This is a genomic window from Promicromonospora sp. AC04, from assembly GCF_003058225.1.
Classification (GTDB): Bacteria; Actinomycetota; Actinomycetes; order Actinomycetales; family Cellulomonadaceae; genus Promicromonospora.
Genome location: NZ_QBUG01000004.1, coordinates 402,972 through 428,740 on the forward strand (window position 1 = coordinate 402,972; position 25,769 = coordinate 428,740).

Below are 25,769 nucleotides of genomic sequence, written 5' to 3' on the forward strand. Positions count from 1 at the left end.
GTTCCAAGGTCCCAGGTGACACCCCTAGGATTCATGGACGGGCGTCCTACTACGCACCGGGCAAGGACTGGCATCCTGCATGAAGCGGACGAAAACGTCGGGCTGCACGCCACGCGGACGCCACGAGAGACACCGATGACCCGGCAATCTCGTGACATTGAGGCAGACTGAGAGGTGGAAAAGACTGATGGACGAAAGTCCCCGACACGTGAGGACACCGCTGGTGGACGACGAAGTCGTACTCTCTGCCCCCCTCTTCGCGGACATGGAAGGCGAGGAGACACGCGCGCTCTTCGAGTCCATGGTGCCCGTGGAGCTGGTCCGGGGTGACGTGCTCTTCCGCGAGGGCGAACCGGGCGACCGGCTCTATGTCATCGCACAGGGCAAGATCAAGCTGGGTCGCCGGTCGAGCGATGGCCGCGAGAACCTGCTGTCGATCCTGGGTCCGGGCGAGATGTTCGGTGAGCTGTCCCTGTTCGACCCGGGTCCCCGCACGGCGTCGGCCTCGTCCGTGTCGGACTCCGTGGTCTACGAGCTGCGCCACGACTCGCTCGTGAAGTGGATCGCCGACCACCCCGGCGTCGCCACCCAGCTGCTCGGCGCGCTCGCGCGCCGCCTCCGCCGCACCAACGAGACGCTCGCGGACCTCGTGTTCTCCGACGTCCCGGGCCGCGTGGCCAAGGCTCTGCTGGACCTGTCGACCCGCTTCGGCGAGCCCAACGACGACGGCATCCGCGTGGCGCACGACCTCACGCAGGAGGAGCTGGCACAGCTCGTCGGCGCCTCGCGCGAGACCGTGAACAAGGCCCTGGCCGACTTCGCGACCCGCGGCTGGGTCCGCCGCGAGGGCCGGGCCGTGGTGCTGCTGGACCTGGACAGGCTGGAGCGCCGGGCTCGCTGACTGTCGAGACCCGATGATCGGTAGATAGGTCAGGTGGTCGGTACCCCGGGGTACCGACCACCTGACTTGTCTACCGATCACGCGCATGCGGCGGGCCAGCCTGGCTAGACCGACCGCGCCGTCAGCGTCATCAGCGTCGCCTCCGGACGGCACGCGAACCGGACCTGCGCGTAGGGCGAGGTCCCGGCGCCCGCGGAGACGTGCAGCCAGGTCGAGTTCTCGCCGCCCTCGCGGTCGGGCCGAGGCCCGGGCCAGCCGTGCAGGCCGGACGCGCGACCCCGGTCCAGGTCAGAGTTCGTCACGAGCGCCCCGTAAAACGGCAGGCAGAGCTGCCCGCCGTGCGTGTGGCCGGCGATGATCGCGTCGACGCCGTCGTCCTTGAGCTGGTTCAGCACCCGCTTGTACGGAGCGTGCACGACGCCGAGGCGCAGGACCGCGTCCTCCTCACCGGGCACGCGACCCGGCTCGGGCATGACGTCGAGGTCGAGATGCGGGTCGTCCATCCCGACCAGCCCGACCGTGCGGCCATCGCGGAGCTCCACGAGGCCCCTGCGGTTGTCGAGGTCCACCCACCCGGCGTCGGTGAACGCCTTGGCGAGCGACTCCGTGGGCAGCGGCACCTTGTCCTCCCGCTCCACGCGAGCGTCCGGAAGCAGGTACCGGGCCGGGTTCTTGAACGACGGCGCGTGGTAGTCGTTCGAGCCCATGACGAACGCGCCGGGCACGTCCATCAGCTGACCCAGGACGTCGAGCAACGGGGCGAGCGCCTTAAGGTGCCCGAAGTTGTCCCCCGTGTTGATCACCAGGTCGGGCTCGAGCGCAGCCAGCGACCGCACCCAAGCCTGCTTGGTGCGCTGGCTCGGGGTGAGGTGCAGGTCGGCGATGTGGAGGATCCGGATCGGCCGCTGTCCCGGTGGCAGCAACGGCACGGTCACCCGACGCACGTGGAAGAGCTTGGTCTCCAGGTGCGCGTAGGCGAGCCCGGCGACGGCGAGGCCCCCGGCGATTCCGAGCGCCTTGCCGACATTACCCAGGGTGCCCATCCGGATCAGTCGTTCCCGCCGTTGCCGCCGCCGATCGTGATGTCGCCGCCGCCACGGTTGTCACCGCCGCCGGTGTCACCGCCCGTGTCGCCGGAGTCACCGCCGTCACCCGAGTCGCCACCGCCCTCGCCTGAGTCGCCACCGTCGTCGTCCTTGTCCGGCTTCGGCGCGACCGGCTCCTTGCCGACGAGCTTGGGGTCGGCAGCCGGGAAGCTCTTGACCGGCAGATCGGCGACCGCCTGGTCCATGTAGCGACGCCACGTCGGCGCGGCGATGGTGCCGCCGTACAGCGGGCCGACCTTGGCCGACTCGTTGTACCAGCGCGCCGCCGGCAGGTCCACGCTCATGTGCTCGACGTTGCCGCTGGCCTCGCCGACCCAGACCGAGGTGGAGAGGTTGGGCGTGTAACCGGTGAACCAGCTCTGCATCGCCCCGTTCGTCGTACCGGTCTTGCCCGCCACCGGGCGACCGTCCTCGAGCCCCGGGCTGAGCGCCCACGCGGTGCCCCACGGGCTGGTCTGGAAGACCTTCGTCATCGCGTAGGCAACGGTGTTGGCGACCTCGGGCTCGAGCGTCTGCCGGCAGTCGGCGGACGGCACCTTTATCTTCTTGCCGTTGTGGTCCTTGACCTCGAGGATCGCCACCGGATCGCAGTACGTGCCGCCCGAGGCGAACGTCGCGTACGCCGATGCCATGTTGATCGGCGTCGAGGCCTGCGTCCCGAGCGTCATCGACGCGAGCACGTCGATGTCAGCCTGCTGCGGGTTGTCGATCGTGCGGAACGTCGGTGCACCGTCGCGCGTCAGACCAGACGTCATCGGCCGGTAGCCGACGTCCCATGCCGTCTTCTGCACGTCACAGAGGTCGAGCTGCTGCGACATGCGGGCGTAGACCGTGTTCAGTGACTGGAAGGTGCCCTGGAGCACGCTCATCATCCCGCTGCCGGCCCCGTCGACGTTCGACACGGGCCACGGCTGGTGGGTGAAGGCGTGGACGCAGCCGTCGGCCCTGAACTCCGTCTCGTAGGCGGAGTAAGAGCTGGCGCTGACCCGGTCCTGGAGCTTGTGCCCGCTGCGCAGCCACTCGGCGAGCACGAACGGCTTGAAGTTGGAGCCCACCTGGAACCCTCTCGAGTTCCCGTGCATGTAGTCGGCCGAGTAGTTCTGCGCCGTCGTGCCCCCCGCAGGTTCGGCACGCGCGTCGTAGGGGATGTTCTGCGCCATCGCCTTGATCCGCCCGGTCCCCGGCTCGACCGAGGTGATGGCGGACTCGAGACCGTAGCCGTTGTCCGCCGGGACCGCCTCGCTGACCGTCTGCTCCGCGGCCTTCTGCATCTTCATGTCCAGCGTGGTGACGATCCGCAGTCCGCCTCGGTACAGGAGGTTGTACCGGTCGTCCCTGGTCTCCCCGAACTCGGGGCTGAGCATGACCTCCTTGATGACGTAGTCGCAGAAGAAGGCCGCGCCACCGGCGGAGTCACACCCGACCTCGATCGGCTGGACGTCGAGGGTGCTCGACAGCTTCGTCGCCATCGCCTCGTCCCGCTCCGCGGTCGAGATGTAGCCGAGCTGCCACATCTTGCCGATCACCAGGTTGCGCCGGGCCACGGCGTCCTCGGGGTTGGCCACCGGGTCGAACTGGCTCGGTGCCTTGGTGATGCCGGCGATCGTCGCCGCCTCCACGATCGACAGGTTCTTCGCGGACTTGTTGAAGTAGTGCTGCGAAGCCGTCTCCACGCCGTACACGCTCGTGCCGAACTGCGCGATGTTGAGGTAGCCCTGCAGGATGTCGTCCTTCGACATCTCCTTCTCGATCGCGATGGCGAGCTTGGCCTCGCGGAGCTTTCGGGTGAGCGAGTCCTCGCGGGCCTCCAGCACGCCGAAGGTGTCGCCCGCCCGGTCGGCCTCCTCGATGAGGACATTCTTCACGTACTGCTGGGTCAGCGTCGAGGCACCCTGCGTGTCGCCGCCGCCGAAGTTCTGCAGCGCGGCACGCGAGATGCCCTCGATGTCCACGCCACCGTGCGTGTAGAAACGCTCGTCCTCGATGGCGATGACCGCGTTCTTCATGTTGTCCGACACCTTGTCGAGCGGCACGACGATGCGGTTCTGCGCGTAGAACGTGGCGAGCTTGGTCTTGCCGTCGCTCGCGTAGATCACCGACTGCTCCGACAGCGGTCCCGGAACCAGCTCAGCGGGCACCTCTTCGAAGACCTCGACACCGGTGTCCACCGCGGTGTCCATGCCTGACGCCAGCGGGATCACCAGTCCTGCCGCGATCACGCCCCCGGCGCCTGCGGTGAGCACGAATGCGAGAAGGAGTCCGATGAGCTGCGCCGCGGGTATGGTCCGAGTGATCCGGCGCGGCTCGCGAGGGTTCGCCATGGCCATGGGCCCAGGTTACGGGCTGTCCCCGACACGGCGCGCCGAAAGCGACTCCGCCCGTGTGCAGGTCTCGTGCGGAATCGCCGTCGCCGGTCGCGGGCTAACATCGACGCCATGGCAACGAAGTGGGAGTACGCGACGATCCCCCTCCTCATTCACAACACCAAGGCGATCCTCGATCAGTGGGGCTCGGACGGCTGGGAGCTCGTGCAGGTGGTCCCCGGACCCGACGGCACCGGGCTGGTCGCCTACCTGAAGCGCCCCAACGGCGGTGACGCATGAGCCACGAGCAGCGCCTCGCCGAGCTGGGCATCAAGCTTCCCGAGGTGGCGGCCCCGGTCGCGGCGTACGTTCCGGCCGTGCAGACCGGCCGCTACGTCTACACGTCCGGCCAGCTGCCCTTCACGGAGGGCAGCCTGCCTGCCACCGGCAAGGTCGGCGAGGGCGAAGGCCTGGTCTCCCCCGACGACGCCGCGGGCTACGCCCGCACGTGCGCCCTCAACGCGCTGGCCGCCGTTCGATCGATCACCGGCTCGCTCGACTCGATCTCCCGCATCGTGAAGGTGGTCGGCTTCGTCGCGAGCGACCCGGCCTTCACCGGCCAGCCCGGCGTCATCAACGGCGCCTCCACCGTGCTCGGCGAGATCTTCGGCGACGCCGGCCTGCACGCTCGCTCGGCCGTCGGCGTGGCGGTTCTTCCGCTGGACTCGCCGGTCGAGGTGGAGCTCGTCGTCGAGCTGGCGTAGCGCCCTCGCCGCGGCCCGGAACGGGAGTGACCGGACCCACTCCGGATTCGGTTTCCGTTCCGGGCCATGCGTCGGCTATTCTGAGCAGGCTTCCGCGGAAGGGCTTCGTGCCTGATGTGCGGTGGACTCCATCGGGGTGTGGCGCAGCTTGGTAGCGCGCTTCGTTCGGGACGAAGAGGTCGCAGGTTCAAATCCTGTCACCCCGACCATGTGAAAAGGCCCTCTGACCAGCAGAAATGCTGAGTCGGAGGGCCTTTTCACGTTACCGCCCCTGGGCTTGCCACTCGGGAGCAAGGACCGCCCAGAGCTCCTTGTCGTGGCGTGTACCCCCGTACGGCCATGCCTCGCGCCGCACACCCTCCAACGTCATGCCGAGCCGCTTGGCCACCGCCGAGCTGCGGTCGTTGTCGGCCCGGCAGTGCCACTCGGCTCGGTGCAGGCCCCGGGCTGTGAATGCCCAGTCCAGCAACACGCCGCACGCCTGAGTGACCAGACCGTGGCCCTCGGCGGACGGCTCCAGCCAGCATCCGATCTCACACGAGCCGAAACCGGCCTGGAAGTCGGTGAACATCACGCCGCCGACCAGCACCCCGTCCCGCCAGATGCCGTACAGGCGACCGCCGTCCTCAGCCTGGCGTTCCGCATACCGCTTGAGCGTGCTCTGCGCCCCGCTCAGATCTTCAGTGACGAACCCTGCCCCGACCCACGGCCGGATGTGCTCGCGAGCCCGATCCAGATGGGCCGCGAACTCTTCGGCGTGCCAGACCTCCAGCGAGCCGAGGTGAACGCCGTCGCGCAGTGCCAGCGAGAACATAGGAGCCCTCCATTCACATAACAGTTGTTACGGCAATGTACCGTGGCAGCATGCCACGTCCCAAGGGAGATCACGAGGCCCGTCGCCGCGAGGTCTCCGAAGCGGTCTGGCAGGTGATGGCCACGCGCGGCTTTGCCGGCCTCACTCTGCGCGCCGTGGCGGCCGAGCTCGGCGCGACCACCGGGCTGCTCACGCACTACTTCCCCACCAAGCGCGCCCTCGTCGCATACGCCCTCGATCTGCTCGAGCAGCGGACCATCGCGCGACCGCGTCGCCCCGCTGGCAAGGGTCTGATCGCCCTGAGGCACGCACTGATGGACATCCTGCCGCTGACGCCGGAGGCCACGGAAAGCAACCGGATCTGGGTCTCCTCCTGGGACGCCGCGCTCTCCGACGGCGACCTGCGTGCCGACTACGCCCGCAAGTACGCCCAGAGCCGTGACGAGCTGCGCGAGCGAGTTGCCGCAGCCCAGGAGCTCGGCGAGCTTCCCGCGGGCGACCCGGTACCCATCGCGACCGGTTCCCAGTCCTTCGCCCTCGGCCTGGCGGTCCAAGCCCTGCTCGACCCCGCAACGTTCACACCTCAGCGGCAGGTCGAGCTCCTGGACGACTACTTGGCCGCCCTGACCGCCTCGCACTCATCCGCCACTCACCCCTGACCCGGATCACCACCCGCGGGCGGTGCGCAGCGCGTTCTGCTCTCGGCAGATGAGGGGACATTCATCGAGCGAATAGAACGGGTGTGCTATATCTTGATGACATGACGCGAGCCGGAGACACCCGACCTCGAACGGCCGACGGCCGACCGCCGTCGACACCGTTCAGGGCGAATGGCCCCGTCACCGATGCGGCACAGGTCCGGGTGGTGCGTGAGCTGTTGGCGGACATGATCTTGCCGCGCGCCACCGACACGGCTTCGTCCGTGTCAAAGCAGGCGCAGGCGGAGTGGGTGGATCTGCTCGGCGAGCTCGAGGCCATGAAGAACACCGTGACCGCGACCCAGGCGCGGTTGGCTGTCGCGTTGGAGGAGGCCACCAAGGCCGACGAGGCCAAGCAGGGCATCCGTGCCGAGCGGCGTGGTCGTGGTGTGCCGAACCAGGTGGGTGCGGCGCTGCAGTCCAGTCCGCACGCGGGTGCGTCGTTCCTGGGCACGGCCCGGGTGTGGGTGACCGGTATGCCGTTCACGTTCGACGCCCTGCGCACCGGGGTGCTCTCGTCGTGGCGGGCGACGTTGTTGGTGCGGGAGACGTCTCATCTCTCGGCGGAGGATCGCGCCCGGATCGATGAGGAGATCTGCGGGCCCGCGGCGCTGACGGCGCTGGCCCGGACGGGTACCCGGCGGTTGGTCGCCCGGGTCAAGGAGCTTGCCGGGCGGCTGGACGTGCAAGCGTGTGTGAAGCGGAACGCGAAGGCCGTGGCGGAGCGGTGTGTTTCGGTGCGTCCGGCCCCGGATCTGATGGTGTATCTGACCGCGCTGGTGCCGATGCAGCAGGGGGTGCAGGCGTATGCGCAGCTGAAGGCGCACGCGGAGGCGGCCAAGGCCACCGGTGACGGGCGTGGGGCCGGGCAGATCATGGCGGACACCCTGATCGAGCGGGTCACCAGCCGTGAGCCCGGTAAGGCCGATGACGTGCCGGTCACGATCAACCTGCTGGTCTCCGACCAGACGCTGCTCGCCGGTGGCGACCAGCCGGGGGTTGTTGTGGAGGGTGCCCCGGCGGGTGTGGGTACCGTCCCGGGACCGGTGGCACACAGCCTTGCCGCGCACGGGATCGACACCGACGCGGCGTGGCTCCGTGCGATCTATGTGGATCCCAGGGGTCGGTTGCTGGCGACGACGTCGACGTCACGGTTCCACCCGCCGGGTCTGGCCGCGTTGTTGCGGGCGCGTGGGCAGGGGATCTGTGCCACGTCGTGGTGCGACGCCCCGGTGCGGCACATCGACCATGTGGTTCCGCATGCCGAGGGCGGGGAGACCAGCCTCGACAACGGGCAGGGCCTCTGTGTGCGGTGCAATCACGCGAAGCAGGCACCGGGGTGGCGGCAGAAGGTCACCGAGATCGACGGCCGGCACGCCGTGGAGACCACCACACCCACGGGGCACACGTCCGTCTCCGTGGTGCCCGTGCCGCCGGAACCGGTCACGTCAACAGGGCACGATGACACGTCGAGTGCGCCCCGGCCGCCGCAACCGGTCCAGCCCACAGGGCACACGCACACGCGCACCTCGCCGGTCGTGTCCCGGCCGCCGGCCCCTGCGCGAGACGAGGCCAAGGACGGTGCCGAGCGACCGGCACCGGCATGGACCCCGGCCGTCGGCATGAACGGCCCGGGCAAGGGACGTATCCCACGTAGCCGCTACTCGATCGGCTGCGCCGCTCGGCGTCCCCGTGGCGCGATCGCCTACCGCCCGCCCGGTCGGCGCGGCGCGGCCCGGCCCAGGTCCCCACGACGGTCCCGACCCGATCTCGCCTGGGCACATACCCGCTGAACCGACCACCGCCACGAGTGAACCCTCGCGGCGGCCATCAGCGCGCCCGAGAACTGGTGCCCGCCCCGCTCTCCGGTGCAAGACTGGGCGCCTACCCAATCCAGGAGGCGTCCGATGAACCCGTTCGTTCTGGTCGGTGGCGGCCTGACGACAGCTCGCGCCGCGGAGGCGCTACGCAGCGAGGGGTACGACGGCGACGTCGTGGTCGTCACCAGCGAGCCCCACCATCCGTACGAACGGCCGCCCCTGAGCAAGGACTACCTGCGCGGCGAGGCGGAGCGGGACGCCGTCTTCCCGCTGGACGAGGCCTGGTACGGCGAGCACGCGGTCGCCGTCCGCACCAACGAGACGGTGGTCGGGCTGGACCCCGCGGAGCACACCCTGACGCTGTCCGACGGCGCCACGCTCTCCTTTTCAAAGCTCCTCCTGGCACCGGGCTCCACGCCGCGGCCGCTCGACGTCATCGGCACTGACCTGGCCGGCGTGCACTACCTGCGCACCCTCGAAGACTCCGACCGCATCTCCAGCATGCTGCTCGAAGCGTCGCTGGAGGGGGTCGGACGGGTCGCCGTCGTCGGCGACGGGTGGATCGGGCTCGAGGTGGCGGCGTCGGCGCGGTCCCTGGGGCTGGACGTCACCGTGGTGGGTCGCGGATCGCATCCGCTGGGACGCGTGCTCGGGCCGGAGATGGGCGACTTCTACGCGGGAGTGCACACCGAGCACGACGTGCGGCTGCTGAGGCGCACGTCCGTCTCGGGGCTGCGGGGCGCGGAAGGCCGGGTCACCGGCGTGGACCTGTCGGACGGAACGCAGGTGGGAGCCGACGTCGTGGTGATCGGCGTGGGTGCCACCCCGAACATCGGTCTCGCGGAGGTCGCCGGGCTGGACCTGCGCCCCGCGTCGCTGGGCGGGGGGATCGTCGTGGACGGGACGCTCGCCACGTCGCACCCCGACGTGTACGCCGCGGGCGACGTGGCAAGCATCCCCTCGCTGCACTACGGGCGGCCGCTGCGGGTGGAGCACTGGGCGACCGCGCAGGAGAGCGGCGCGCACGCCGGGCGCGCGCTGCTCGGCGCCACCGCGCCGTACGACAAGCTGCCGTACTTCTACAGCGACCAGTACGACGTCGGCATGGAGTACACGGGCTGGGTGGACGTCCCCGGCGGGTACGACGACGTGGTGGTCTCCGGGAGTGTCGATACCCGCGAGTTCGTGGCGTTCTGGCTGCTGGACGGGCAGGTCGTGGCCGGGATGGCCGTGAACGTGTGGGAACAGATGGAGCGCGTGGAGGAACTGATCAGGTCTCGGAGGAAGGTTCCCCGCGAAGAGCTGGATGCCTTCGTGAGCTGACCCGACCACGACGACCAAGGTCCGGGCGGACCGCCGCGTCAGAGAGCGAACAGCAGGCCGGCACTGACGAGCACGACCACCGCGGTGGCGAAGTGGACGCCGAACGCGACCGCCTTGGTCCCGCCGTGGCGCAGCACGATGAGGCAGTCGCCGAGCGGCGCGAGCGCCACGGCCAGCATGAACCACGCTTCGGCGCGGGTGCCCACAAAGATCAGGAGCACCAGACCCACGATGCCGAAGACGGCGTCCCGCAGCCCCTTGATCTCCAGGTAGGCCCGGTCGTGCGTCGCGGGGACGCCGTAGCCGGCGGCGGCGGGGTAGGGCTTGAGCAGGTACCGCACCCCGATGTACAGGATGAACAGGTTGAGGACCACAGCCAGGGCGTACGCGACGACGGTCATGCCAGATCTCCTTGCTAGCGCTGATAGATGATGTAGCAACGCTAGCAGAGCAGGAGCAGATCTCCTAGCAGCGCTAGGATCTAGGCATGACGACTCAGACGCGCCGTGAGCGCGAGCGGGCGCAGCGTGAGCAGCTGATCGTCACGGCCGCGCGCGAGCTGGCCGAGGCGGAGGGCTGGGAGGCGGTCACGACCCGGCGGCTCGCCGCCGAGATCGAGTACAGCCAGCCCGTCCTGTACAGCCACTTCAAGGGCAAGGGCGCCATCATGACGGCGGTCGCCGTCCAGGGCTTCGAAGAGCTGGCGGTCGAGCTGCGCGTCGCACGAGCCGCGGCCCGCGGAACCCGCGACGCCCTCGCCGCGGTCGCTGCGGCCTACACGGACTTCGCCCAGAAGCGCCCCGCGCTCTACGACGCCATGTTCACCCATGCCGTCGACCTGACGTTCGCCACGCCCGACGGCCCGGCCTATCTGCGCGAGGGATTCGGCGAGCTGCTCCAGGCCGTCCAGCCGCTGGCCGGGGACGACGACCCCGGCATCCTTACCGAGACCTTCTGGGCGAGCCTGCACGGCCTGGCCATGCTGGAGCGCAGCGGCCGCCTCCCCGTGGAGGCGCACGACCACCGGCTGGACCTGCTGATCGGCCGCTTCGCACCCGCGGAGACCTGACGCGGCGCTAGGGCGCCGACGCGGTCGCTTCGGCGTCCGCCGCGAGGTGCGCCAGCCAGCCGCCCGACGCCGTGATGTCGCGGGCCCCGTCGAGAGCCGCGGGCTCGCACAGAAAGCCGGGGACCTCGGTGTTGTCGGCCAGCAGCACCTTGCCGATCGTCATGGGTGCAGGAACCGATGCGACGAAGTCGCCGAACCCAGCCGTCGGCAGCTCCCACACCTCGGCCTTGATCGGGGCACCGCCGTCGGCCACGCGGACCAGGCCCGGCTTGGCCGGGGTCGTGTCCAGGGCGAAGAGCCGGTAGCCGGGAGCGGTGGTGGTCGTCGCGACCAGGCGGCCGCCCCGGTCGACGAGCTGGTGGTTGAGCGGCTGCCCGCTCAGGTGCGCCCCGACCACCGCGAGCGGCACCGATGCCCGGGGGGCCGCTGCGTGCCGCACCGATCCGGGCCGCATCGGCTCGGAGCTCTCCGCGAGAAGCTCGGCAACACCCGCGAGCAGGCCGTCGCTGAACGCCGGCCCGACGAGCTGCACCCCGAACGGCAGCCCCTCCACGTGTCCCGCGGGCACCGCCAGGGCGGCCATGTCCAGGAGGTTCGCGAAGTTGGTGAACCGGCCCAGGTCGGAGTTCACGCCCACCGGGTCGGCCTCGACCTCGGCGAGGGTGGGATGCCGCGTCGTCGTCGGGAGCAGCAGCACGTCCGTGCCCGCGAGCGCCGTGCGGGCGGCCAGGCCGAGCTCGTCGAGCCGGGCCATGTCCGCGAAGAGCTCGTGCGCCAGTGGCGCGGCCGCCTTGCCGATGATCGCGCCGACCACGGGGTCGACGTCGTCGGGGTGGCGCGCGACGAACTCGCCGACGGCGGCATACCGCTCGGCGACGAACGCCCCCTCGTACAGCAGCCGCGCGGCGGCCAGCAGGGGCGCGACGTCGACCCGGCGTACCCGTGCGCCTGCGCCGGCCAGGCGGTCGGCTGCCGCCTCGAACGCCTCCGCCCAGCCGGGCGCGAGCGGTCCCAGCGCCTCAGGGGCCGGGACCCCGACGACGGGCGGGCCGCCGTCGCCGTCATCGCGACGGACCGCGTCCCAGCCCGGGGGCAGGTCGCGCGCCAGGGGGTCGACGCCGTCCGGTCCGGCCAGGCCGAGCAGTGCCCGGCGCGCCGTGGCCAGGTCCCTGGCCAGCACCGTCACGCAGTCGAGCGAGCGGCACGCCGGCACGACGCCGGTCGCGGGCACCACGCCGCGGGTCGCCTTGATCCCGACGAGCCCGTGCAGGGCCGCCGGCACCCGGCCCGAACCGGCCGTGTCGGTGCCGAGCGCGACGTCGACGATGCCCAGCGCCACCGCGACGGCGGAGCCGCTCGACGACCCGCCGGAGATCCGCTCCGGCGCCGTCGCGTGCCGCACCGCGCCGTACGGGCTGCGCGTCCCCACGAGGCCGGTCGCGAACTGGTCGAGGTTCGTGGTGCCGAGCACCAGCGCACCGGCCGCGCGCAGGCGGGCGACCGCCGTCGCGTCGCGCTCGGGCAAGTAGGCGAACGCCGGGCAGGCCGCCGTCGTCGGCAGCCCGGCGACGTCGATGTTGCCCTTCACCGCCGCGAGCAGGCCGGCCAGCGGCAGCTCCTCCCCCGCCTCGAGCCGCCTGCTGACCTCGTCGGCCTCGGCCAGGACGTCCGCGCGCGGACGGAGGTCGATCCACACCTCGGGCCGGTCCACCTCGGCGACCCGGGCGTACGCGGCCTCCACCCGCTCCGCCAGCGCGTTCACGCCGCCATCTCCTCTGCCACGACCACGAGCACCCGCCCCGGCCCCACCTGCTCGCCGGTATCCACGTGCACGGAGGTGACGACGCCGTACGCCGTCGCAGTGACTGGTGCTTCCATCTTCATTGCCTCCAGGGTGATGAGGGTGTCGCCGGGTACCACCGCGTCGCCCGGTTCGACGTCGACGCGGAACACCGTGCCGACGAACGGCGCCTCGACGCCGTGCGCGCCGGGCGGGACCGGCACGCCGTCTCCCGCGGGCGCCGGGGCCGGCTCCGGCCGCGGCTCGAACTCGCCGGCCGCCGCCCAGGCGTCACGCTCGGCCTGGAACGCTGCTGCCTGCCGCTCGCGGAACCCGGCGATCGGCTCGTCGTTCTGCTCGAGGAACCGCTGGTACTCGGCGAGCGCGAACTCGCCCTCCTCCACCCGCAGCTCGAGGCGGCCGGCCGCGGCCTGGTCGCGCAGCTCCCCGAGCTCCGCGGACGACACCGGATACCAGCGGATCCGGTCGAAGAACCGCAGCAGCCACGGGGTTCCCGGCCGGAACGAGCCGCGCTGCGCGTGCGTGGACCACACCTGGGTGGTGCGGCCCACGAACTGGTAACCGCCCGGCCCCTCCATCCCGTAGATGCACAGGTAGGCGCCGCCGATGCCCACGGCGTTCTGGGGCGTCCAGGTGCGCGCCGGGTTGTACTTGGTGGTCACGAGCCGGTGGCGCGGGTCCAGCGGGGTGGCCACCGGAGCGCCGAGGTACACGTCGCCAAGCCCCAGCACCAGGTACTCGGCGTCGAAGACGGTCCGGTAGACGTCCTCGACCGTGTCCAGCCCGTTGATCCGGCGGATGAACTCGATGTTCCAGGGGCACCACGGGGCGTCGTCGCGCACACCCGCCATGTACCGGCGGATGGCCTCGCGCGTGGCCGGGTCGTCCCACGACAGCGGCAGCCACACGGTGCGTGAGGGCACCACGAGCTCGGCGGTGGGCGGCAGCGCGGCGTCGACCTCGCGGACCAGGTCCAGGGCCTGCCGCAGCGTCAGCACCGCCGGGTCGAGGTGCACCTGCAGGGACCGGATGCCGGGTGTCAGGTCGAGCACGCCCGCGGCCCGCAGCGCTCGGGTCACCACCGGGTCGTACGTGCTCGCGGCGTCGCGCGGCACGCCGAGCCGTTGGTACAGACCCTCGGCCAGCGCGTGCACGCGCATGCGCGTGGCGACGTCGAGCTGCATGGGGCCGTACTCGACGAGCAGGTTGTCGTCGCCGCTGCGCCGGTAGGTGACCTCCGGCGATACCTGCGTGCCCGAGCGGGTGACGGCCGGGACCCGGGCGAGCACACCGCCGTCGGACACGGCGGCGCGGTCCGCCGCGGCCGGCCGCAGCGGTGCGGCACGCAGGGCGTCCGCCTGCGCCTCCGTGACGGGGACGAAGCGGACCGTGTCGCCGGGCCGCAGCTGGCCGAGCTTCCACAGGTGCCCCACCGCCACGGTCGCCGGACAGGTGAAGCCGCCCAGGCTGGGCCCGTCGGGCCCCAGGAGGATCGGCAGGTCCCCGGTGTAGTCGACGGCGCCGACGGCGTACGGCGTGTCGTGGATGTTCGACGGGTGCAGGCCCGCCTCACCGCCGTCGGACCGCGCCCACGTGGGCCTCGGGCCCACGAGCCGCACGCCCGTGCGCGCCGAGTTGAAGTGCACCTCCCAGTCGGTGGCGTAGAACTCGGCCATGTCGTCGACCGTGAAGAACTCGGGCGCCGCGTGCGGCCCCTCCAAGGCCGCGACCTCCCACCGTTCGGGAAACCCCGGCCGCTCCTCCGGCGGCACGCCCACAGCCTGCCCGACGCCGGACGGGTCGCCCAGGCGCACCACGTCACCCGTGCGCAGGGGCGCCCCGGTGGTGCCGCCGATCTCGCCCAGGTCGAAGGTCGCCGCCGAACCCAGGACCTGCGGCGCGTCGAGCCCGCCGGCCACCAGCACGTAGGTGCGCATGCCGCGGGTCGGGGCGCCGACGTCGAGCACGGCGCCCGGCTCCAGGGCGAGCGGCTCCCACTGGGGCACCGGAACGCCGTCGACCGTCACCGGCGCGGGCGCACCCGTGACCATCACAGTGGCGGCCGTGCGGAACCGCAGCGCCGGGCCAAGGAGCGTGCACTCCAGGCCGGGCGCCCCCTCGGGGTTGCCCAGGGCCCGGTTGCCGAGGCGGAACGACAGGTCGTCCATCGGCCCCGACGGCGGGATGCCCACGTGCCACAACCCCGTACGGCCCGGCCAGTCCTGGATGGTGGTCAGCATGCCGGGCCGCACCACCTCGAACCGCGCCGAGGCGTCCGCCACCTGCGCCAGCGTCCCGGTGTCGTGGCGCGCGGCGACGACATCCGGGTGGTCCGGCAGCGCGGCGAGCAAGCCCAGGTTGGTGGCCACGCCGTCGATGCGGGAGTCGCCGAGGCCACGGGCGAGGACGGCCCAGGCCTGCTCGCGGTCCTCGCCCTGGGCGATCACCTTGGCCAGCAGGGGGTCGTAGTGGGCCGAGACGGTGGTACCGGCCTCGACCCAGGTGTCGACGCGGACGTCCGCAGGGAACGCGGCGTGCGTGATCGTCCCAGCGCTGGGGGTGTTGTCCCGGTCGGGGTTCTCCGCGTAGACGCGAGCCTCGACGGCCGCCCCGCGGGGGGCGCGCGGGGCGTCGAGCCACTCGCGCACCATGCCGGCGTCGCCACCGGCGAGCCGCAGCATCCACGCGACGAGGTCGACGTCGTAGACGGCCTCGGTGACGGGGTGCTCCACCTGGAGGCGCGTGTTCACCTCGAGGAACGAGGCCTCCGCGCGCTCGGCGTCGTAGACGTACTCCACCGTGCCGGCCGAGCGGTAGCCCACGGACGCGGCGAGGTCGCGCGCGGCGTCGGCGATCCGGGTGCGGACGGCGTCCGGGAGGTGCGGCGCGGGCGCCTCTTCGACCACCTTCTGGTTCCGGCGCTGCAGGGAGCAGTCCCGGTCACCAAGCGTCACGACGCCGCCCGCGCCGTCGCCGAACACCTGCACCTCGATGTGGCGTGCGTGCTCGACGAGCCGCTCCAGGAAGACGTCGGCGGTGCCGAACCCCGCCGCAGCCGTGCGGCGCACCGCGTCCCAGGCGGCGACCAGCTCGTCGGCGTCCCGGCAGGCCCGCATCCCGATGCCGCCGCCGCCGGCGGTGGCCTTCAGCATCACCGGGAACCCGATCCACTCGGCCTCCGCCACCGCATGGTCGACGTCGGTGAGCAGACCGGTCCCGGCGAGCAAGGGGACCCCGGCTGCCTGCGCTGCGGCCCGCGCGGTGTGCTTGGCGCCGAACAGCTCCAGGTGCTCCGGCGTCGGCCCGGCGAACGCGAGCCCGGCCGCCTCGACCTGGCGGGCGAAGCCCGCGTTCTCGGACAGGAAGCCGTATCCGGGGTGGATCGCGCCCGCACCGGTGCGCAGCGCGGCCTCCACCACCAGGTCGCCACGCAGGTAGCTCTGCGCTGCGGGGGCGGGCCCCAGCGGCACGGCCTCGTCGGCCAGGTGCACGTGCAGGGCCCCGGCGTCGGCCGCCGAGTGGACCGCGACGGTACGCAGGCCGAGGGCGCGCGCCGTCCGGATGATCCGTACCGCTATCTCGCCGCGGTTGGCGACGAGCAGCGTGTCGTAGGGCAGCCCCGTCATGCGCGCGTCACGATCACCCGGACGGGCGTCGGGTCGAACCCGTTGCACGGGTTGTTGATCTGCGGGCAGTTGGAGATCAGCACGAGCACGTCGCGCTCGGCCCGCACGGAGACGGCGAGGCCAGGGGCGGAGATCCCGTCCACGATGCCGAGCGCGCCGTCCGGGTCCACGGGCACGTTCATGAACCAGTTGATGTTCGAGACCAGGTCGCGCTTGCCCAGCCCGTGTCGGGAGCCGCCCAGCAGGAAGTTCTCCACGCAGGCGTGCTGGGCCCGCGTGTGGTGCCCGTAGCGCAGGGTGTTGGACTCCTTGGAACAGGCGCCGCCCAGGGTGTCGTGCCGGCCGCAGGTGTCGGCCACGACGGTCATCAGCGGGCCGTGCTCGGCATCGCGGAGCACGCTGCCGGTCGTGAGGTAGATCGTGTCCTGGCCCTGGAGGGTGTCGGGGGCGCTGTACCGGAGCTCGGTGTCGTGCGCGTCGTAGACCAGGAAATCGACTGCCTGGTTGCCGCCCACGTCCACCATCGTGAGCGTGTCTCCGGCGGCTATCACCCGGGTCCAGGGGTTGCGGGCAGCCACTGTCTCGTCGTGGATCACGACGGCGTCCGCGGCGACCTCGGGGGGAACGATCGCGAGCGGGTCGGCGGTGGCTGGGGCTACGGTCATCGGTCGGCTCCTGAGGTGCGGCGGTGTGCTGTCGAGTTCTCGTACGCCCGTCGCCCCTCGGGCGTGGCGCCCCACGCGGGGTCCCCGGGCGCGGTCGGCGCCCCGGGCCAGGCCACGACGTCGAGCGGGCCGGCGGTGAACTCCGGCCGCGGGTCCAGCGGGTGGGCGGTGCTCGCGAGCAGCACGATCAGCGGGAGCTCGGCCGCGAGGGTGATGCTCGCGGGGCCGGACGAGCCCACGAAGGCGGGCCGCCCGGCGTCGGACACCGACACGCCCTCGAAGAAGGTGACGCTCGGGGGGAGGTCGCGCCGCGTCAGACCGTGCTTGGCGGCGGCGAGCGCAAAGAGCTCGCGTCCGGCGGGGCTGGGGCCGAAGACGTCGCCGCTGCCGTAGCGCTCCACGTTGCGGGCCAGCGTGGAGGTCCCGAACAGGGCGTCATGGCGCGGCGCGGCGGCGGAGTTGTCCGCCGTGTCCTCGACGATCGTCGCGAGCGCGCGGCCCTGGTCGGACAGGAGCAGGTGGCCGGCAGTGAGGAAGGCCTGCCACTGCACCTTGACCGTGTCCGCGACGTTGAGGCGCTCGGTCGGCTGATCGGCGTGGAACACCAGCAGGTGCGCGCAGCCGTTGCCCGTCGTGTCCCGCACGCGGAGGCGGGTACCCGCCGCGACCACCAGGCTCGTGTACCCGCCGGGCGGCACGGTCTCGGCCCAGACGAGGTCACCCGCCGAGACGCCCGGCGGCAGGTCGCCCGCGTAGGCGGACGCGGGGTGCAGCACCCGGGGCAGCTCGGCGGCCGCAGCCCGCTCCTGCTCGCGGGCGTGGGCCTTCGCGCCCGCGGTGGTCGCGGTGGTCATGACGCCTCCTGGGGTTTCTCCATGGGTTTCTGTCGAATGACAGGAATAGGTTTTCGCCCGCGTGTTTCCCCCGGGCGCACGGCGAGGTAAATCCTGAGTTACACCAGGTAGCGTCAGGCGAGTGACCTCCTCGATCGTCCGCCAGGGCGCCACGCCCGCGCCGCGGCGCCCCGGCCGCCCCCGCGCCGACGGCGCCTCGCCCACGGGGCGCGGCACCGAGTCGGACCTCCTGTCCGCGGCGGCGCGCCTCTTCTGCACGGTGGGCTACACGGCCACGTCGACCCGCGCGATCGCCGACGCCGCCGGTGTGCGCCAGGCGTCGATGTACCACTGGTTCGGGACCAAGTCCGCGATCCTCCAGCGGCTGCTGCTCGACTCCGTCGAGCCCTCGCTCGAGTCGGCGCGGCTGCTGCTCGCCCGGCCGGAGGCGCCGGCGGTACGACTCTGGGCGCTCGCTCGGCTCGACGTCGAGCTGCTCTGCTCGGGCGACCTCAACATCGGCGCGCTGTACCTCCTGCCCGAGGTGGCCGGGGAAGGGTTCGAGGCCTTTCGCGAGCATCGCGAGCAGCTGCGCGCCGCGTACGGCGAGCTGGTCTCGGGCGCGGTCGGGTCCGACGCCGGGCACGACGCCGCCGCGGTGGTCCTGACCTTCGTGGAGAGCGTGATCCTGCGGCGCCGCGACGAGCCGGAGCTCGACGCCGCACAGGCGGGGCAGCGCTATGCGGATCTCGCGCTGCGGCTGCTGGGGCTCGACGACGACGCCGTCGCCCGAGCCCGCGAGGCGGGCTCCGCACTGGCGGACGAGGCCCGCCCAAAGAAACCTGTCGACCGACAGAATTAACGCAGTCGTTCCACACGTGCGACACGGGTGTGACGCGCGGCGAGGTGAATGGGTCCTGCTACCGGACCCCATCCAACCGCCGCGCGCCACGCGGCCCTCTTTCGAGGAGCCACCCATGATCATCGCAGGTATTGGCGTGACGGTGCTTGCCGTCGTCGTCATCGGGATACTCGTCGCCCGAAAGGTCGACGGCGACTCGGCCAACTACCTCGTCGCCGGGCGCCGCCTCGGCGTGCCGCTCGTCGGGGCGTCGCTCATGGCGGCCGCCGTCGACTCCAACGCCACCGTCGGGAACACCGACCTGACCTCGCTGTTCGGCTTCTGGTCGGGGGCCTCGCTGGCCCTCGGCCTGGCCATCTGCCTGCTGCTGACGGGCCTGTTCCTGGCCCGGCGGCTCAACGGCATGGGCCTGTACACGCTCGCCGACTACTACCGGAACCGCTACGGACGCGGCGTCGAGGTCGCGGCATCGGTGCTGATGATCTTCGCGTTCGCGATCCTCATGGCCGGCAACCTCGTGGCGTGCGGGTTCCTCCTGGAGCACTTCGCCGGGCTGCCGTACTGGGCGGGCGTGGTGCTGGCCGTGACCCTCGTGCTGATCTACACCGTGGGCGGCGGCATGTTCTCCGACGCCTACACCGCGGCCGTCCAGATCGTCATCACGCTGGTCGCCACGGCAGCGCTCGTGATCTGGTTCGGTACGACCATCGGCTTCCAGGTCCCCGAGGGGATGGGGCCGTTCGACCTCGAGCAGCTCACCTCCACCGACGTCGGCGCGCCGATCAACTGGGCCACGCTGATCTCGCTGGGCATCGGCGACATCGTCGCCATCGACTTCATGCAGCGCATCTTCTCCGCCCGGACCCCGCAGATCGCGCGGCGCGCCTGCTTCACCGCGGCGGCGGGCACCGCCGCGATCGGCGTCGCGTTCGCGATGGTCGCGCTGGGCTCGGCGGCGATCGGCATCGACGCCACCGACGGACCGATGCTCTTCACGCTGCTCTCGGACCACGCGCCGGTATGGCTGACCGTACTGGTGCTCTCGGGCATCGTCGCGGCGTCGTTCTCTACGGCCTCCGGCGCGATCCTGGCCACGTCCGCGGTGGCGGTGCGCAACATCCTGGGCGTGCGCCGCGTCGCCCCGGCCGACGGGACGTACGACCCCCTGCTGCGCTGGACCCGCTTCGCGATGCTGCCGATCGTCGTCGTGGGAACCGTGATCGCCCTGACCGTGGCGCAGACCGGGATCCTGCTCACTCTCGCGTTCGACCTGATGCTGGCCTGCCTCGCGGTCCCGTTCCTGCTCGGCGTGTTCTGGAAGCGCGGCGGCACCGCGGCCGCGGTCGCCGCGATGGCCACCGGGCTGGTGGTGCGGTTCGGCCTGTTCGTGCTCACGCCCACCATCTACGGGGTGCCCAACGACATCGCGTACATCCCGAACGACCTGGTCCCCGCGACGTTCGACGGCTGGCCCACGATCTACGGGGCGATCGTCTCGATCGTGGCGTACGTGGCGGTGGCGCTGGCGCGGCCTGCGGAGACCCCGGCGCCGAGACCCGAGCCCGAGCAGGAGATGGAGCCGGCGGTGGCGTGAACTGTACTGACCGTCGTTCAGCACGCACTTACTGCCAGATCCGGCCCGATCCTGGTAGCAAGTGCGTGCTGAACAATAGTCAGCAAGCCGCTCGGGGGCGCTCAGCCCTGGCACGCCTCCTGCAGGGCGCTGCTGAGCTCGTCGCTGCCCTGGGAACCGCCGACGTAGAGCGTCCCGTGGTACGGCAGGTAGACGTCACGCTCGAGACCGAGAGAGTTGATCCTCAGTGGTGCACCGTCGAAGTAGCGCCACCCGAAAGGGCCCATGGATGTGTCGCCCTGCGGGTTGACGATCCACATCCCGACCGACCGCCCCGGTGGGATCGCGACGGAGCGCACGGTCCCGTCGGGAACGCCGTCGTCGGGGCTGCCCCCGAAGGTCATATCGTCCACCGGGTCATCGTCCAGAGGCTCGAACCGGTACACCTCGGGATCAGTACTCCTCACCGTGACGGGCCACGGGGAGGGGTTGTCCACGGTCTGCGCTACCACCACTTCCTCGTCTTCGTGGAAGGACGCCCAGAAGTCGTCATGAGGGATGCAGGCCGGGAGCACGAGGCCGCCCGCCATCGAGGCCGAGCCTGTCTCGATCCGCCCGATGCGCGCAACGGCCTGCCATGCGGCGACGCCGACGAACAGCGCCACGATCACCGCAATGGGAATCCAGCTGCCGCGGCGACGGCGCGGTAGCTCTGCCTCCGTGGCTCCGGCCGGGTCCACCGCTTCGACGCTGGTCATGCACACGCCTCCTGCAGGGCGCGGTCGAGCCGGCCGGCGGTGGGGTCTGCCCCACCCACGGCGACCGTGCCACGCAGCGGCAGGTAGAACTCGCGCTCTACGCCGAGCGAGCGCAGTGTGACGTGCGCGCCGCCGAAGGTGCTCCATCCGTCGGCCGTCGGCACGTCGCCCTGCGGATTGACGATCCACATGGTCGCCTCACGGTCCGGCGGAATGACCACCCGGTCGGAGGTCTGCGCGGGGTCCGGCGCACCGTCTACCGGATCCTTGACATACAAGTAGTCGTCCCGGAAGTCGTCGGCCATCGGCTCGAACCGGTATACCTCCGATTCCCGGCTGATCACCGTGATGGGCCACCGTGACGGGTTCCGCACCGTCTGCACCAGCACGACGTCCTCGTCTGTGCCGAACATCGCCCAGAGACCGTCGCTGGGGACGCAGTCCGGGAGGGTAGCGCCAGCTCCGCTGTTGCTCGCCGAACCGAGCTCCACCTGGGCCGTGCGGGCTGCAACCTGCCAGGCAGCGGCGCCCGCGACCAGCAACAGGACGACCGCCATGCCCACGATCCGGCCGACCCGCCGTATCCGCGGCTTCTCGACCTTCGCGGCTTCCGCCGGCTCCACCCCTGCGACGCTGGTCATGGGCCGGACACTAGGTTCGGCACGCGCCGGTCGTCCACGAAAGGGTGGGGTGAAACACGCAGGTCCGCTTCGATCAAGCAGTTACGCATGGTTGTGAGGCTGAATCCATGCGTAACTGCTTGATCGAAGCGGACCTGCGTGTACTGAAGTTGAACCGACCCGGCGGCTCAGCCGCGCCGCTCGCGGACTGCCTTCGCCAGGTCGCGGAGAAGATCCTCCGTGGTGTCCCAGTCCATGCACTTGTCCGTGACCGACTGGCCGTAGGTGAGCTCGGACAGCGGGCCAGGCTTCTGGGCACCCGCCTCGATGAAGCTCTCCATCATGAGGCCGGTGATGCCCCGCTCGCCGTCGGCGATGCGGTTGGCGATCTCGTGCACGACGCCGGCCTGGCGCACGTGGTCCTTGCCCGAGTTGCCGTGGCTGGCGTCCACGATCACGCCGTTCTCGACGGCGCCGCCCAGCCCGGAGGTGCGGGCCACGCGCAGGGCGGCAGCGACGTCCTCGGTCGAGTAGTTGGGGCCGGAGCGTCCGCCCCGCAGGATGACGTGGCAGTCCGGGTTGCCCGTGGTCTCGACGGCGGCGGCACGCCCCTCGCCGTCGGCCCCGAAGAAGGTGTGCTCGCTCGCGGCGGTGATGCAGCCGTCCACGGCGATCTGGACGTCGCCGTCCGTCGCGTTCTTGAACCCGACGGGCATCGACAGGCCGGAGGCGAGCTGCCGGTGCACCTGCGACTCCACGTTGCGGGCGCCGATCGCGCCCCAGGTCACGGCATCGGCGATGTACTGCGGGCTGGTGGGCTCGAGGAACTCGGCCCCCGCGGGCACCCCGGCGTCGAGCACTCCGAGCAGCACCTCGCGGGCGAGGTTCAGACCGTGGCGCACGTCGTGCGTGCCGTCCAGGTGCGGGTCGTTGATCAGGCCCTTCCAACCGACGGTGGTGCGCGGCTTCTCGAAGTACACCCGCATGACGACGACGAGGTCGTCGGACAGCTCGCGCCGGAGCAGGGCGAGCCGGGCGGCGTAGTCGAGCGCGGCGACCGGGTCGTGCACCGAGCACGGGCCGACGATCGTCAGCAGGCGGTCGTCCTCACCGGTCAGGACGTCGCGCACCTCGCGGCGGGACGTCGTGACGAGGTCGCTGCGGGCGGTGCCGAGCGGCATCGACTCCAGCAGGCTGCGCGGGGCAGGCAGCGGGTCGAGGGCACGAATGCGCAGGTCGGAGGTGCGGGTACCGAGGTCGGTTGCCTCGGTGCTGGGTTCCGCAGGGGTGATGCTCATCGGGATCGGGGCTCCTGGTAGGCGAGGTCTGGTTCGAGGAACCGGACGGCCCGCCACCGACTCCTGGTCCGGAGCGGCCCGTCTCGGTAAAGACGAAGGGCCTGGACGCGATCGGCGTCCCAGGCCCTGGCTCCGGGTGGAAAGTTGGTCAGGCGCGCGCCCGCCGGGCTCCACCAGGAGCCGACGTAAAGCGCCAATACCAACGGATGTCCACGGCCAAAACGGTAGCCTCAGCCCCGCTGGCTGTCCACTGGATCCCAGGATGCGATCAGTCACAGTCCGCAGCTCCCGCCCGACCGCCACCGGGCCCGCCACCCCCGCTACCGGGCGTAACGCTCCACGAACGCCCGCATGATGCGCATCGGCTCGGTGACCGTCACGGCGACGCACCGCTCGCTCACCAGCTCCGCCTCCTCGGACGGAAAGTAGCCGTAGTCCCGGTAGATCATGATCCGCTGCACGATTCCCGCAACGTCCAGCTCGGGGTGGAACTGCGTGGCGTACAGGTTCTGCTTGATCCGGAACATCTGCACCGGGCAGCCGGCCGACGAGGCGAGCAGCACGGCGTCGTCGGGCAGCTTGCGCACTGCCTCCTTGTGGCCCACGAACGCCGGGAAGGCCTGCGGCAGTCCCGCCAGCAGCGGGTCCGACGCCGCGTCCGGCGTGAGCTCCACCGTGACGGGACCCACCGGCTCCGCGAACGTCGGGTCGATCACCGCGCCCTGGTGCGCGCCCAGTGTCCCGACGCCGTAGCAGGCGCCCAGGAACGGGAAGTCGCGGGCCACTATCTCGTCGAGCAGCGTCGCGAGCTCCGCCTCGACGCGCCGCTGCACCGGGCTCTTCTTCTGCACGGGGTCCGAGGAGTTGAACGGACCTCCGCCCACGACCACGCCCGAGTAGTCGTCCAGGTCCACCGGCGGCAGCGAGTCGCGCTCGAGGCGCACCCGGTGCAGCTGCTCCGGCGCGAGGCCTCCGTACCGGCAGAACGCCGCGTATTCACCGTCCGCGGCGAGGTCCTCCGCACGCGTCGCGAGCAGCAGAAACGGCTTCATGACAAGAGGGTAGGTGAGATCAGCCGCTCTCGGAACGGCGACCTCACCAGACCCCACCAGATCTCACCAGGTCCCCCGGTGGTCACGTCCAGCGGAACAGCCGCACCCCGAGCGGGAAGAGCACCAGCGTCCACGCGACCAGCACGAGCACCTGCGCCAGCGGGAAGCCATCGGTGCCGAACCAGCCGATGGTCAGCCCCTGGGCCGCCGCACCGAGCGGAAGGAACAGCCCGATCTCCCGCATCCAGTCGGGCATGATCGACAGCGGCACCCACACCCCGGAGAACATCAGGGACGGGAAGTAGATGAGCATCCCCAGGCCGGACGCCGTCGTTCCCTTGTCGGCCCGCGCGGCGACGAGCAGCCCGAGCGAGAACATGGCGGTCGTCGAGAGCACGAGGACGAGGAGCACGACCAGCGGGTCGGCCGCGAGCGGGACGCCCAGCACCACCATGCCGCCGACCACGGCAGCGCCGGCCGACACGATCAGCGCGAGCACGTTGATCACCATGTGGGCGCCGATCAGGTTCTGCGGCGGCATCGGCGTGGTCGACAGCCGCTTCAGGATGCCCTTCTCCCGGAACGTGGCGAACTGCACCGGCATGGTCGTCAGCGAGATGGTCCCGACGGCCAGGGCGATGATGGTGGGCAGGTAGCTGGTGACGCCGGGCGCCTCGTTCCATGGCGGCGGGGCGTCGGTCATCGGTTCCTGGAACGCGGGGATGGCGAGCCCGAGGCCGAGCAGCAGCATGCTCGGGAAGACGAGCGCGAAGAACACGGCGGTCGGGTCCCGCAGCCACACCTTGAGCTCGGTCGCGAGCAGCTTCCCGAAGCCGCGGGTGCGCCCGCGGCCTCGGCCCGCGGGTGCGGGCACGACCCGTTCGACGGCGCTCATGCCGCCACCTCCTCGTTCTCCTCTGCCCGGTACTCACGACCGGTCACCTGCACGAACACGTCCTCGAGGGTGCGCTCGACGGTGCGTACGTCGTCGGGCACGACGTCGGCCGCTGCGAGCGCCTGCACGACGGCGAACAGCACCTTGCGGGTGCCGGTCACCTCGATCTCGTCGCCTGCCGGCGCGGCGGCGGTGACGTCGTCGTCCCGCTCGGCGAGGGCCGTGAGCACGTCGACGGCACGCGCGCGGGCGCCGTCGTCGGCGAACCGGAGCCGGACGCCGCGGCCTCCTTCGAGCCCTTCGATCAGGGCCGACGGCGTTCCCCCGGCGACCACGCGGCCGCCGTCGATCACGACGAGCCGGTCGCAGAGCCGCTCGGCCTCGTCCATGAAGTGGGTGACCAGCAGGACGGTGACCCCGGAGTCCCGGACCCGTTCCACGAGGGCCCAGGTCGCGCGGCGCGCGGCCGGGTCGAGGCCGGTGGTGAGCTCGTCGAGGATGGCGACCTGCGGCCTGCCGACCAGCGCGAGGGCGATGGACAGCCGCTGTTTCTGCCCGCCGGACAGCTTGGCGAACTGCTGGTCGCGGTGCGCGGTCAGGTCGAGCAGGTCCAGGAGCTCGACCGGGTCGGCCCGGCGGGAGTAGAACGAGCCGAAGACGTCGAGCGCCTCGCCGACGGTGATCTTGTCGTGCAGCGCGGCCTCCTGGAGCTGCACGCCGACGTGCTCGCGGATCAGCGCCGGGTCGGTCTGCGGATCGTGCCCGAGGACCCGCACGGCGCCGCCGTCGGGCACCCGCAGGCCGGCGACACACTCCACGGTGGTGGTCTTGCCGGCCCCGTTGGGGCCGAGGATCCCGAAGATCTCGCCGCGCGCGACCTGGAACGACACGTCGGCTACCGCGTTCTTGGGGGCGGCGCCGCGACCGGCGCCGGGGTAGGTCTTGCGGAGGTGGCTTACCTCGACGACTGGGGACGTCATGAGAGCTC

Annotated in this window: 23 protein-coding genes and 1 tRNA gene; 10 read left to right on the forward strand and 14 right to left on the reverse strand. The window is 71.4% G+C overall.

The window, feature by feature from the left end; translation table 11 throughout:
- The first annotated feature begins 223 nt into the window (after window positions 1-223).
- A complete protein-coding gene (locus tag C8K30_RS13425) occupies window positions 224-901 on the forward strand; it encodes a Crp/Fnr family transcriptional regulator (RefSeq protein ID WP_108493397.1) in 678 nt (225 codons plus the stop codon).
- Window positions 902-1,005: 104 nt separating this feature from the next.
- On the opposite strand, the gene C8K30_RS13430 is transcribed toward C8K30_RS13425, so the two are convergent.
- Both C8K30_RS13430 and C8K30_RS13435 read right to left on the reverse strand, forming a co-directional pair.
- Window positions 1,006-1,944 carry a metallophosphoesterase gene (locus tag C8K30_RS13430; protein ID WP_108493398.1) on the reverse strand — a complete coding sequence of 313 codons (939 nt, stop codon included), beginning with the start codon at window positions 1,942-1,944 and terminating at the stop codon, window positions 1,006-1,008.
- A gap of 5 nt (window positions 1,945-1,949) precedes the next feature.
- Window positions 1,950-4,334, reverse strand: a complete 2,385-nt coding sequence (locus C8K30_RS13435; protein WP_233257170.1) for a transglycosylase domain-containing protein — start codon at window positions 4,332-4,334, stop codon at window positions 1,950-1,952.
- Window positions 4,335-4,442: 108 nt separating this feature from the next.
- Between C8K30_RS13435 and C8K30_RS30315 the strand changes: the two genes are divergently transcribed.
- The 3 genes from C8K30_RS30315 to C8K30_RS13445 all read left to right on the forward strand — a co-directional run bounded on the left by C8K30_RS30315 (window position 4,443) and on the right by C8K30_RS13445 (window position 5,283).
- Window positions 4,443-4,610 carry a DUF4177 domain-containing protein gene (locus C8K30_RS30315; protein ID WP_129786122.1) on the forward strand — a complete coding sequence of 56 codons (168 nt, stop codon included), beginning with the start codon at window positions 4,443-4,445 and terminating at the stop codon, window positions 4,608-4,610.
- Window positions 4,607-5,074 carry a RidA family protein gene (locus C8K30_RS13440; protein ID WP_108493399.1) on the forward strand — a complete coding sequence of 156 codons (468 nt, stop codon included), beginning with the start codon at window positions 4,607-4,609 and terminating at the stop codon, window positions 5,072-5,074. Before C8K30_RS30315 ends, C8K30_RS13440 begins: the two co-directional genes overlap by 4 nt.
- Before the next feature lie 132 nt (window positions 5,075-5,206).
- Window positions 5,207-5,283, forward strand: a tRNA-Pro gene (locus C8K30_RS13445).
- Between the two features lie 53 nt (window positions 5,284-5,336).
- On the opposite strand, the gene C8K30_RS13450 is transcribed toward C8K30_RS13445, so the two are convergent.
- Window positions 5,337-5,888, reverse strand: a complete 552-nt coding sequence (locus tag C8K30_RS13450; RefSeq protein ID WP_108493400.1) for a GNAT family N-acetyltransferase — start codon at window positions 5,886-5,888, stop codon at window positions 5,337-5,339.
- 50 nt (window positions 5,889-5,938) lie between these two features.
- Between C8K30_RS13450 and C8K30_RS13455 the strand changes: the two genes are divergently transcribed.
- The 3 genes from C8K30_RS13455 (at window position 5,939) to C8K30_RS13465 (ending at window position 9,729) form a co-directional block, all read left to right on the forward strand.
- Window positions 5,939-6,547, forward strand: coding sequence for a TetR/AcrR family transcriptional regulator (locus C8K30_RS13455; protein WP_108493562.1), 609 nt, complete (start codon window positions 5,939-5,941; stop codon window positions 6,545-6,547).
- Between the two features lie 227 nt (window positions 6,548-6,774).
- Window positions 6,775-8,379, forward strand: coding sequence for an HNH endonuclease (locus C8K30_RS13460; RefSeq protein WP_108493563.1), 1,605 nt, complete (start codon window positions 6,775-6,777; stop codon window positions 8,377-8,379).
- Window positions 8,380-8,493: 114 nt separating this feature from the next.
- On the forward strand, window positions 8,494-9,729 hold the full coding sequence (locus tag C8K30_RS13465; RefSeq protein WP_108493401.1) for an NAD(P)/FAD-dependent oxidoreductase: 1,236 nt from the start codon (window positions 8,494-8,496) through the stop codon (window positions 9,727-9,729).
- A gap of 38 nt (window positions 9,730-9,767) precedes the next feature.
- Here C8K30_RS13465 and C8K30_RS13470 read toward each other — a convergent pair whose 3' ends face one another.
- Window positions 9,768-10,130 (reverse strand): DUF4267 domain-containing protein, encoded by a 363-nt coding sequence (locus tag C8K30_RS13470; RefSeq protein WP_108493402.1) that lies wholly within the window; start codon window positions 10,128-10,130, stop codon window positions 9,768-9,770.
- 86 nt (window positions 10,131-10,216) lie between these two features.
- On the opposite strand from C8K30_RS13470, the gene C8K30_RS13475 reads away from it, so the two are divergent.
- The gene (locus C8K30_RS13475; RefSeq protein WP_108493403.1) at window positions 10,217-10,798 is read left to right on the forward strand and encodes a TetR/AcrR family transcriptional regulator; all 582 of its coding nucleotides are present in this window, start codon (window positions 10,217-10,219) and stop codon (window positions 10,796-10,798) included.
- Between the two features lie 7 nt (window positions 10,799-10,805).
- On the opposite strand, the gene atzF is transcribed toward C8K30_RS13475, so the two are convergent.
- The 4 genes from atzF to C8K30_RS13495 are packed head-to-tail and all read right to left on the reverse strand — an operon-like array spanning window position 10,806 to window position 17,744.
- Complete coding sequence (atzF, locus tag C8K30_RS13480) at window positions 10,806-12,560, reverse strand: allophanate hydrolase (RefSeq protein WP_108493404.1); 1,755 nt, start codon at window positions 12,558-12,560, stop codon at window positions 10,806-10,808.
- Entirely contained in the window at window positions 12,557-16,225 is a 3,669-nt protein-coding gene (gene uca, locus C8K30_RS13485; RefSeq protein WP_108493405.1) for an urea carboxylase, read from the reverse strand. The genes atzF and uca overlap by 4 nt, the downstream gene beginning before the upstream one ends.
- Window positions 16,222-16,890 (reverse strand): urea amidolyase associated protein UAAP2, encoded by a 669-nt coding sequence (locus C8K30_RS13490; protein ID WP_108493406.1) that lies wholly within the window; start codon window positions 16,888-16,890, stop codon window positions 16,222-16,224. Before C8K30_RS13490 ends, uca begins: the two co-directional genes overlap by 4 nt.
- Window positions 16,887-17,744 (reverse strand): urea amidolyase associated protein UAAP1, encoded by an 858-nt coding sequence (locus tag C8K30_RS13495; RefSeq protein ID WP_108493407.1) that lies wholly within the window; start codon window positions 17,742-17,744, stop codon window positions 16,887-16,889. The genes C8K30_RS13490 and C8K30_RS13495 overlap by 4 nt, the downstream gene beginning before the upstream one ends.
- Window positions 17,745-17,865: 121 nt before the next feature.
- Between C8K30_RS13495 and C8K30_RS30965 the strand changes: the two genes are divergently transcribed.
- Together C8K30_RS30965 and C8K30_RS13505 are read left to right on the forward strand one after the other, a co-directional pair.
- Window positions 17,866-18,585 carry a TetR/AcrR family transcriptional regulator gene (locus C8K30_RS30965; RefSeq protein WP_199230472.1) on the forward strand — a complete coding sequence of 240 codons (720 nt, stop codon included), beginning with the start codon at window positions 17,866-17,868 and terminating at the stop codon, window positions 18,583-18,585.
- Between the two features lie 115 nt (window positions 18,586-18,700).
- Window positions 18,701-20,179 (forward strand): sodium:solute symporter family protein, encoded by a 1,479-nt coding sequence (locus tag C8K30_RS13505; protein ID WP_108493408.1) that lies wholly within the window; start codon window positions 18,701-18,703, stop codon window positions 20,177-20,179.
- 101 nt (window positions 20,180-20,280) lie between these two features.
- Here the strand turns inward: C8K30_RS13505 and C8K30_RS13510 are convergent, their stop codons facing one another.
- From C8K30_RS13510 to C8K30_RS13535, 6 genes are all read right to left on the reverse strand, one after another.
- Complete coding sequence (locus C8K30_RS13510) at window positions 20,281-20,916, reverse strand: hypothetical protein (RefSeq protein ID WP_108493409.1); 636 nt, start codon at window positions 20,914-20,916, stop codon at window positions 20,281-20,283.
- Window positions 20,913-21,557, reverse strand: a complete 645-nt coding sequence (locus tag C8K30_RS13515) for a hypothetical protein (protein WP_108493410.1) — start codon at window positions 21,555-21,557, stop codon at window positions 20,913-20,915. The genes C8K30_RS13510 and C8K30_RS13515 overlap by 4 nt, the downstream gene beginning before the upstream one ends.
- Window positions 21,558-21,724: 167 nt before the next feature.
- A complete protein-coding gene (locus C8K30_RS13520) occupies window positions 21,725-22,834 on the reverse strand; it encodes a 3-deoxy-7-phosphoheptulonate synthase (protein ID WP_108493411.1) in 1,110 nt (369 codons plus the stop codon).
- A gap of 320 nt (window positions 22,835-23,154) precedes the next feature.
- Window positions 23,155-23,886 carry a glutamine amidotransferase gene (locus tag C8K30_RS13525; protein ID WP_108493412.1) on the reverse strand — a complete coding sequence of 244 codons (732 nt, stop codon included), beginning with the start codon at window positions 23,884-23,886 and terminating at the stop codon, window positions 23,155-23,157.
- Window positions 23,887-23,968: 82 nt separating this feature from the next.
- Window positions 23,969-24,781 (reverse strand): ABC transporter permease, encoded by an 813-nt coding sequence (locus tag C8K30_RS13530; protein WP_108493413.1) that lies wholly within the window; start codon window positions 24,779-24,781, stop codon window positions 23,969-23,971.
- Entirely contained in the window at window positions 24,778-25,761 is a 984-nt protein-coding gene (locus tag C8K30_RS13535) for an ABC transporter ATP-binding protein (protein ID WP_108493414.1), read from the reverse strand. The genes C8K30_RS13530 and C8K30_RS13535 overlap by 4 nt, the downstream gene beginning before the upstream one ends.
- Window positions 25,762-25,769: the final 8 nt, after the last annotated feature.